Annotated in this window: 8 protein-coding genes and 2 pseudogenes; 7 read left to right on the plus strand and 3 right to left on the minus strand. The window is 62.6% G+C overall.

Features of this window, described 5'->3' with window-relative positions; translation table 11 throughout:
* Positions 1-75 (minus strand): annotated as a pseudogene (locus AC4ELH_RS35200) (DUF3237 domain-containing protein); the annotation flags it as partial.
* A 239-nt stretch (positions 76-314) separates the two neighbouring features.
* On the opposite strand from AC4ELH_RS35200, the gene AC4ELH_RS35205 reads away from it, so the two are divergent.
* From AC4ELH_RS35205 to AC4ELH_RS35220, 4 genes are all read left to right on the plus strand, one after another.
* Positions 315-875 (plus strand): cupin domain-containing protein, encoded by a 561-nt coding sequence (locus tag AC4ELH_RS35205; RefSeq protein WP_064879307.1) that lies wholly within the window; start codon positions 315-317, stop codon positions 873-875.
* 50 nt (positions 876-925) lie between these two features.
* Positions 926-2,431, plus strand: a complete 1,506-nt coding sequence (locus AC4ELH_RS35210) for a CoA-acylating methylmalonate-semialdehyde dehydrogenase (RefSeq protein WP_498889569.1) — start codon at positions 926-928, stop codon at positions 2,429-2,431.
* Positions 2,428-2,853 (plus strand): VOC family protein, encoded by a 426-nt coding sequence (locus tag AC4ELH_RS35215; RefSeq protein ID WP_498889571.1) that lies wholly within the window; start codon positions 2,428-2,430, stop codon positions 2,851-2,853. Before AC4ELH_RS35210 ends, AC4ELH_RS35215 begins: the two co-directional genes overlap by 4 nt.
* 79 nt (positions 2,854-2,932) lie before the next feature.
* A complete protein-coding gene (locus AC4ELH_RS35220) occupies positions 2,933-3,799 on the plus strand; it encodes a mycofactocin-coupled SDR family oxidoreductase (RefSeq protein WP_491837055.1) in 867 nt (288 codons plus the stop codon).
* Between the two features lie 48 nt (positions 3,800-3,847).
* Here AC4ELH_RS35220 and AC4ELH_RS35225 read toward each other — a convergent pair whose 3' ends face one another.
* The gene (locus tag AC4ELH_RS35225) at positions 3,848-4,558 is read right to left on the minus strand and encodes a TetR/AcrR family transcriptional regulator (protein WP_498889573.1); all 711 of its coding nucleotides are present in this window, start codon (positions 4,556-4,558) and stop codon (positions 3,848-3,850) included.
* A 247-nt stretch (positions 4,559-4,805) separates the two neighbouring features.
* Between AC4ELH_RS35225 and AC4ELH_RS35230 the strand changes: the two genes are divergently transcribed.
* The gene (locus AC4ELH_RS35230; RefSeq protein WP_498889575.1) at positions 4,806-6,311 is read left to right on the plus strand and encodes a long-chain-fatty-acid--CoA ligase; all 1,506 of its coding nucleotides are present in this window, start codon (positions 4,806-4,808) and stop codon (positions 6,309-6,311) included.
* Between the two features lie 326 nt (positions 6,312-6,637).
* Here the strand turns inward: AC4ELH_RS35230 and AC4ELH_RS35235 are convergent, their stop codons facing one another.
* Complete coding sequence (locus AC4ELH_RS35235; protein WP_498889577.1) at positions 6,638-7,675, minus strand: NADP-dependent oxidoreductase; 1,038 nt, start codon at positions 7,673-7,675, stop codon at positions 6,638-6,640.
* Positions 7,676-7,960: 285 nt separating this feature from the next.
* Between AC4ELH_RS35235 and AC4ELH_RS35240 the strand changes: the two genes are divergently transcribed.
* Together AC4ELH_RS35240 and AC4ELH_RS35245 are read left to right on the plus strand one after the other, a co-directional pair.
* The gene (locus AC4ELH_RS35240) at positions 7,961-8,443 is read left to right on the plus strand and encodes a nuclear transport factor 2 family protein (protein ID WP_082963427.1); all 483 of its coding nucleotides are present in this window, start codon (positions 7,961-7,963) and stop codon (positions 8,441-8,443) included.
* Positions 8,440-8,514: pseudogene (locus tag AC4ELH_RS35245) on the plus strand (DUF3237 domain-containing protein); the annotation flags it as partial. The gene AC4ELH_RS35240 and the pseudogene AC4ELH_RS35245, both read left to right, overlap by 4 nt.

Consider the following 8,514-nt stretch of genomic DNA (forward strand, 5'->3'; position numbering starts at 1 on the left):
TCCGTACGGGCCCGGACCCACGATCTGGGGTTCGGCGAGCTCTGCGGTGTAGCTGAACTCCGGCTCCAATTTCACTGTTGGACCTCCATTTTCAAGCGGGGCTGCTTTCAGCGCCGCGGTGGATCTGAGAGTGCACCACGAGTTGGTGATAGTCAACACATTGTCGATTTATTGCTTGACTTCGCTGAAGTGGGGCCGGTTTTTAAAAGTAGACAGTGTGTTGACTACAATCGACTGTGAGTCTAGTCTCAACTTTGCCAAGGCCGTGACACCGGACACCGACGCGCGGCGCACAACGACGAAAGAGGATTGACATGGCCACGAGAGCGGACGTCGACCAGATCCAACCGTCAACTTCACGCGATGGTGAGAGCTACGTCTCCCACCGTGACGACATCCACTTCAACATGACCGGTGACTTCATGACCGGGGTGGATTTCTGGATTCATGCGACCGGTGAGACCACGAACGGTCAGCTGATCGTCATCGAGACCAACTGGGTGCGTGGTACCGAACCGGTCTGGCACATCCACCACCGAGAAGAAGAGGGCTTCTTCGTGATGGACGGCGAGATCAAGATTCACACCGAAGCCGGTTCGTACAACGCCAAGAAGGGCCAGTTCGTCTGGGGGCGTAAAGATCAGCGGCACACCTATGAGGTCGTCGGCGACGAAGCCCGGATTCTCGTGGTGTTCGTCCCGGGGCCCGACAGCTCGGGTTTCGAGCCCAACGGTGGTATCGACAAGTACTTCTACGAAGCGCGCGATCGTGAGCTCCGGACACCCGAGCAGCTGCAGGCCGAGGTCGAAAACCTGAAGGTCAACTACGGCCTGGAGATGTTCCCCGAAATTCCGCATCCCCGCCAGAACGCGTGAGCGTGGTTGTCGTTTCGGATATTCCGCATTACTGAACCATTGGAGTTGCTGTGACCATCGATGTATCTCTTGACACCGTTCCACATTGGATCGGCGGCGCGGCCGTCTTCTCGGCGGAAGGATCGCGAGCCGAGATCCATGATCCCGCTACGGGGCGCGTGATCGGGACCGTCGTGCTGGGCGGTGCCGATGCCGTCGACGACGCTGTCGTCAGTGCGCGCGCTGCGGCGGAGGCCTGGGCCGACACCCCCGGCCCAGCCCGCGCAGCGATACTGCATCGCTTCCGGGTTTTGCTGCACGAGCAGGTGGACGACCTGGCGTCGATCATCACGGCCGAACAGGGCAAGACGCTCGCAGACGCCCGGGGAGAGCTGGCACGCTCGATCGAAGCCGTCGACGTGTCGCTTTCGGTGGTGCAGCAACTCAAGGGAGAGTACGCCGAGCAGGTTGCCAATGGGGTCGACACGTACTCCTTCCGGCAACCGCTCGGTGTATGCGCCGGCATCACGCCGTTCAACTTTCCGGTCATGGTGCCGGTGTCGATGTTCGCAGCCGCCATTGCGTGCGGGAACGCGTTCGTGCTCAAGCCAAGTGAGCAGGTGCCGTCGGCAGCGGTGCGGTTGGCGCAGATCGCGAGCGAAGCAGGATTGCCCGACGGCGTGCTGAATGTTGTGCACGGCGGTGTGGAGGCAGCCGAGGCACTCATCGACCACCCCGATGTCGCGGCGGTGTCGTTCGTCGGGTCCACCCCGGTCGCACGTGCGATCTACCGGCGCTCGGCCGAGGCAGGCAAGAAGGTGCAGGCTCTTGGGGGTGCCAAGAACCACCTGGTGGTCATGCCCGACGCCGATCTCGATGCCGCGGCCGATGCGCTGGTTTCGGCGGCCTACGGGGCTGCGGGTCAGCGATGCATGGCGGTGACGGTCGCCGTCGCGGTCGGCTCGGCGGCAGATGCATTGGTGGACAAGATTGCCGAGCGCGCCAACGCGTTCAAGGTGGGACCGGGCGCGGTGTCGGGTTCTGACATGGGGCCGTTGATCTCGGAGTGCGCGCTCGATCGGGTCCGAGGGGCGCTGGAACGCTCCGTCAAGCAGGGGGGCCGATTGGTCGTCGACGGCCGTGATCGGACAGCACCCGCAGCCGGGTACTTCATCGGTCCGAGCCTCGTCGATCACGTCGGCGTCGAGAGCGACCTCTATCGCGACGAAGTGTTCGGACCGGTACTGAGCGTGTTGCGCGTCGATGATCTCGATCAGGCCCTGCAGATCGTCAACGACAATCCCTACGGGAACGGCGCCATCATCTTCACCGGCAGCGGCACCGCTGCGCGTCGGTTCAGCCGGGGCGTATCGGCGGGCAGCGTAGGGATCAACGTGCCTATCCCCGTGCCGATTTCCTGGTTCGGCTTCGGCGGATGGGGGGACTCACGCTTCGGAGACGACGGGCTCAACTACGACGGCTATCGCTTCTACACGAGGTCCAAGGTCGTCACGCAGCGTTGGACCGAGCCTAGGCCCGGTCTTGCTCCGCACTTCGTCGCGGCGGGTAGTCAATGACCTCGCCACCCGCTGCCGGCCTCCCTCGGCTCGACCACGTCGGCATCCTGGTACGCGACCTCGACTCGGCACTCGCGCACTGGTCCAATCGGTTTGGGGTGGAGGTTGCTCGTTCGGTCGACGTTCCGGCCATGAGCGTCCGCGCGGCGTTCCTCAACGTTTCCGGCGCCGAGGTCGAGCTGTACACCCTGCACGACCTGGACGCGCTCGAGACGGCCCTCGACGGAGCACCGGCAAAACTCGACCACCTGGCACTGCGGCTGCACCACGCCGACGGCCCTGAACTCGCGGGCTGTGCCATCCGAGGACCTGGCCGCCCGGAGCCGATCGAGGCACCGATTCTGATGGGGGAGGCCACACATGTCTGGACCGAACCTCCCGGAATCGATGTTCTTCTCCAACTGATCAGACCGAGCGAGTGAGGTCTCGGTTTATATCCGTTGCACCACAGGCGGTCTCGCCGATCGGCCGACCGTAAACCAATCACCACGAGGAGTAAACATGGGACGCATGGAAGGAAAGGTCGCCCTGGTCACCGGAGCGGCCCGAGGCCAGGGGCGAGCACACGCCATCCGCCTCGCACAGGAAGGCGCGGACATCCTCGCCTTCGACTGCCCGGCTAATGGAGGGGTTCCCTATCCCGTCGGCACGGCAGCTGACCTCGAGATCACGGTCAAGGAAGTCGAGGCGCTGGGCCGGCGAATCATCGCGCACCAAGGCGACGTTCGTGAGCAGGCCCCGCTGGACACGTTGGTCGCCGAAGGTGTGCAGGCCTTCGGCGGACTCGATGTCGCAGTGGCCAACGCCGGCATCTGGACTGTGCACCCGTTCGCAGACATTCCCGAGGACGAGTTCCTGGATGTGCTCAACGTCAACATCATGGGGCCCTGGCGCACGCTGAAGGCCGTAACCCCCGCCATGAAGACGCGCGGAGGGGGGTCGGTGATCATCACCTCGTCCGGCAACGGCGTCGAGGGATCTCCCCACTACGTCCACTACGTGGCTTCGAAGCATGGCGTACTCGGCCTGGCGAAGAGTGCAGCACTCGAGTTCGGTCAGTACGGCATCCGAGTCAACTCACTTCTTCCCGGGCCTACCGATACGCCCGCCCTGGACTGGCAAGGGGGCTACGACCTCTGCGCAGGCAAGGGGCCTGGCCAGGGGGTCAAAGAGGACCTGCAGGGCGCGAGGTACTGGGCAGTTCTGCGGGATGTAGGCCTGCTGCCGCCGCAGGCCATGAGCGAGGCCGTGCTGTGGCTGGCCTCCGACGAATCACGATGGACGACCGGTCTCGAGATGTTGGTCGAGGGTGGTCACATGCTGATGCCGGGGCTGAATATGACGAAAATGGCCTTGGACAACCAGTAACGTCCGGCAACCCCAAAGGTCAAGCAGGGCCCTCCCGGAAGACGTCGATCACGTCTTCGGGGAGGACTTGCGGCGTCTACTGGGCTTCTCGCGCGGCTTCCACTCAAGGCCGTAGACCGTTCGCAGCCATATGGTGGTCACCGTTTCGGCCATGTCCTTCAACGGGATTGCGTTCTCGCTGCGCAGACTCATCAACGAGAGGTTGCGTTCACCCATCCACATCAACGCGGCAGCCAATGACCTGGCAGGTGGCCCGTCGATGGCCACGCCGGCAGCCCTGTCTCGCTCGATGCTGGCCGCCGAAGCGTCGATGAACCGACCGAGGATCGTGTCCCACTGCTTCTGCAGGTCCGGCTCGGCCGCAGCGGCGTCGCCGACTTCCCGAAGAACGTGACCGTGCTGTTCCCACACCTGAATAACCTCGTTGACCGCGTGCTCGATGGCCGCCTCCGGCGGCATACCGGCCGGACGTTCAAAGATCAGTTGCGATGCTTGGAACACGTCGGCGGTGACCCGCGAGAGGAGCGCCGACAACAGCTGCCACTTGGACTCGAAGTAGAAGTAGAACGATGACCGAGACAGCCCCGCGCGCTTGGTGAGATCGTCGATGGAAATGTTGCGCAGCGGCACTGTGCGCAACATGTCGTAAGCACCTTCGAGGATGGCTTGTTCGCGTCTGTCACCTTTGATGTTTCGTCGGCCCACCCGTGTTTCTGTGGTGCTCAGGTTGAAAGATGAAGTGGACGCCATGCGAAACATGATAGGTCAGGCCAACTGCGAAACAGGTGTACCAAAGACCGAAGTACCGGGTAATAATCGACATTGTGTTGAGTATCACCAACGATTAGTGCATACTATGAGCGTTGCATCGGCCTCGCCTTCAACGTTCGTGCCGGCGCCGGCCGTCGACTCAGGTTCGGCCGCTGTTCCGCCCGCGCTCAAATGCGATTCGCACGCCTGGCCGCGGAATGAAAATGCGAGCTCTCTTTCGAAGTAGGAGTCAACCGTGTCCAACCTCGCTGGCAATCTGGTCGCGACTGCGCACGAATACGGGGACCGGCCGGCCGTGAAGCTCGATGAATACGTGCTGTCGTACCGGCAGCTCTATGACCAGGCTTCGGCTGTGGCCGGAGATCTGCGGGCCCGAGGCGTGCTCCCCGGCGATCGGGTGGGTCTGGTGCTCCCCAATGTTCCGGCATACCCAGTGCTGTTCTACGGCGTCCTCCTGGCGGGCGCTGTCGCAGTTCCCATGAATCCGCTGCTCAGTGCACGTGAGGTCGAGTACTACCTCACCGACTCGGGTATGACGATGGTGTACGGGTTGGATGGCAGCGATTCCGTCGTGCCGGCCGCAGCGGTGAAAGTTGGAATTCGCTCGGCATTGGTGCGCCCTACGGGGCCAATCAACCTGTCCGGCAGCCCAATCCGTGAAGCGGCCGAGCGAACCGACAACGATACTGCGGTGATCCTGTACACCTCGGGAACCACTGGCAAGCCCAAGGGGGCAGAACTCACCCACCGGAACATGTCCTCCAACGCCGCGACGACAGTGGACACGTTGATCAACGTGGGCCCTGAAGACGTGATCCTTGGGTGCTTGCCACTGTTTCACGTCTTCGGCCTCACCTGCGGACTCAATGCAGCAGTCAAAGCCGGTGCCCTCCTGACGCTCGTTCCCCGCTTCGATGCTGCCAAGGCATTGGAGGTCCTGGCCCGCGATCGAGTGACGGTTCTCGAAGGCGTGCCCACCATGTACGCCGCGATGCTGCACTCTCCTGATGCGGACAACACCGACATATCCTCGCTCCGCACGTGCATCACCGGCGGTGCGCCCATGCCTGTCGAGATTCTCAAAGCGTTTGAGCACAAGTTCGATTGCGAAGTCTACGAAGGGTATGGGCTCTCAGAGACGGCGCCTATCGCCTGCTTCAACCAGCCAGGCCATCAGCGCAGGCCTGGCACCATCGGGATACCTGTGCGGGGTTGCGCGCTGCGCATCGTCGGCGACGATGGCGAGGACATTGCTGATGGCGTCCCTGGCGAGATCGCCATCCAGGGAGAGAATCTGATGAAGGGGTACTGGAACCGACCTGAGGCAACGGCCGAAGCCATCCCCGATGGCTGGTTTCGTACCGGCGACATCGCCATTCGCGATAGCGACGGGTACTACACCATCGTCGACCGGAAGAAGGATCTGATCATCCGGGGCGGGTACAACGTGTACCCCCGTGAAGTCGAGGAAGTGCTCTACGAACATCCTGCTGTCGCTGAAGCCGCGGTGATCGGCATCAAACACGCAGACCTCGGGGAGGAGATCGGCGCGGCCGTTGCGCTCAAACGTGGGGCGCACGCAGAAGTTGGCGAATTGAAGGCGTTCGTACGAGATCGTCTCGCGGCGTATAAATACCCCCGCCAAATCTGGTTCGTCGACTCCGTGCCCAAGGGTCCGACCGGCAAGATCCTCCGACGCGAAGTGCAGCTGCCCAACCCACGGGATCGGCTGAGTAGCTGACCGCGCGGTCGGCCCACAACCGGGTGCCGATCACCAAGGTCGTAGTGCTCAAAGAGTCCCGATGTCATCGGTAGACGTTCGTGGCCCCGCCGCGGGTGTTTGTATCACGTAGAAGCCGCAGAACCTGTAGTGCACCAGTACAACTGACATGAGGTATTCGGGCGACCCGGCCGACGTGGCTGCCGACGACGCGCACAAGGACTTGAGCGCAGCAGAAGATGCAATCTTCACGGAAGCTGAGCCGTCGCAATCATTTTCATGGCCAGTTGTCGCCCCACCCCGCCGGTGACTTACCACCGGCCGGGTGGCGCGCGCTCAGGGACGGGCTAGGGGGGCGGTGCGACCTGGACGACTGTCTTTCCGCGCGCGCCGCCGGAAAGTGCCTGATTGAGGGTTTCTCGAGCACTTTGCAGACCTTCGACGACGGTTTCGTCGTACATGACCGAGCCCTCGCCCAGCGCCGCGGCGAGTTTGCCGATGATTTCGGTGTAGCGCTCTATGTGGTCGGTGACGATGAAACCACGCAGGGTGGCGCGCTGCATGAGCAACTGGTTTGCGTTGCGCAGACCTGGTTGATCGCCGTCGGCGTTGTAGGTGTCGTACTCCGAGATCAGACCACATAGCGCCACTCGAGCACCGATGTTCAACCGGCCCAGCACGTGATCCATGATCGGGCCGCCCACGTTCTCGAAGTCGACGTCGATGCCGTCGGGGGTCGCCTCGTCGAGTTGCTCGCGCCAGTCGTCCGAGTGCCGGTCTACGCATTCGTCGAAGCCCAGTTCCTCCACCAGATGCCGGCACTTCTCGGTGCCGCCGGCGATACCGACCACGCGGGCGCCTCGCTGCTTGGCGAGCTGTCCAGCGATAGAACCGACGGCGCCCCCTGCGGCGGAAACAACAACCGTCTCGCCGGGCTGCGGATCGCCCAGCTCGATACCGATGAACGCTGAAATGCCAGTGTGGCCAAGTACTCCCAGGAATGCCGAAAGCGGCGCCGGTAGTGGGTCGGGCAGCACTGTGAATGGGAACTCCAGAACGGAATCGTCAGCGACACAATATTCTTGCCAACCAGTGAAGCCGAGGACGAAGGCGCCCACCGGAAGGTCGTCTCGCCGACTTTCGATCACCTGACCGACACCGAGACCACGCATCACCGCACCCAAGTCAACCGGCGGGATGTACGAACGCAACTGGCTCATCCAGACACGGTTCGTGGGGTCGAGCGACAGGTACAGCGTGCGGATCAACGCCTGCCCCTCCGCAATGTCGGGGACGGGCTCCTCGGCCCACACAAGATCTTGTTCGGTGACTTGGCCTTGCGGCCGCCTCTGTAGACGAAACAGCCGGTTGGTGAGTGTTTTCATGGCGAATCCTCGTTGTCGGCGGTGACTGGAATGGTGGTCATCAGGGCGCGCAAGCACCGCATCCAGAGGGATCGCGCCAAGACCCGGATTCATCCTAGACTTGGTGTTGAGTTTAATCAACGGTGTGTCTAGTGCTGGCGGCGTTCGTTTGTGGGTTTCGAGTCACGTTCGGGGGCAACGGGTGTGGCATTCCTCGACGCACTGTTGACTATTAACGACGTATAGTGCACTCTCGATTTGTCATTCGACTGTGACGGCAGTCGACCGAGAGATGGAGGCGGGCGCATGAGCGTACAAACGGACAACCGCGCGACGGTTGAGCGATTCTGGGGGGCCCTCGATGACGGTCCGCCTCAGGGTGAGGCGCTGGAGGCTTGGAAGGACAACTTTGCCGAAGACGGCGTCTGGGAGATGCCCTTCGCACCCGAGCCGCTCGCCGACACCGTCCCTGGCCGACACCTGATCGGTCATTTCATCGACTGGTTCTTCGCCTCGGTGCCCGACCTCCGGATCGATTCGCTCACTGTGCACGACACGACCGACCCGGAACTTTTCATTCTGGAGCTGCACGGGAAGGCGACGGTCACGCAGACCGGCAAGATCTACGCCAATACGTATTGCACGCACATGCGGATCCGGGACGGCAAGGTTGTGCTGATCCGCGAGTACTTCAATCCCAATGTTGTCCTCGAAGCCTTTGGGCGCGACGTGATCGCCGAGGGCATGTCAGCTGTGATGGCAGCCGCGGGAGTGGGGGCTGGCCAGTGAAGTTGGAGCCGGAGTTCAGCTACACCGCAGAGCTCGCCGAACCCCAGATCGTGGGTCCGGGCCCGTACGGA

It is taken from the genome of Mycobacterium shunyiense (assembly GCF_058270075.1).

Coding starts and splice junctions, on each gene's coding strand:
- AC4ELH_RS35205 (WP_064879307.1), top strand. CDS start 315: ATGGCCACGAGAGCGGACGTCGACCAGATCCAACCGTCAACTTCACGC.
- AC4ELH_RS35215 (WP_498889571.1), top strand. CDS start 2,428: ATGACCTCGCCACCCGCTGCCGGCCTCCCTCGGCTCGACCACGTCGGC.
- AC4ELH_RS35220 (WP_491837055.1), top strand. CDS start 2,933: ATGGGACGCATGGAAGGAAAGGTCGCCCTGGTCACCGGAGCGGCCCGA.
- AC4ELH_RS35225 (WP_498889573.1), bottom strand. CDS start 4,558: ATGTTTCGCATGGCGTCCACTTCATCTTTCAACCTGAGCACCACAGAA.
- AC4ELH_RS35235 (WP_498889577.1), bottom strand. CDS start 7,675: ATGAAAACACTCACCAACCGGCTGTTTCGTCTACAGAGGCGGCCGCAA.
- AC4ELH_RS35240 (WP_082963427.1), top strand. CDS start 7,961: ATGAGCGTACAAACGGACAACCGCGCGACGGTTGAGCGATTCTGGGGG.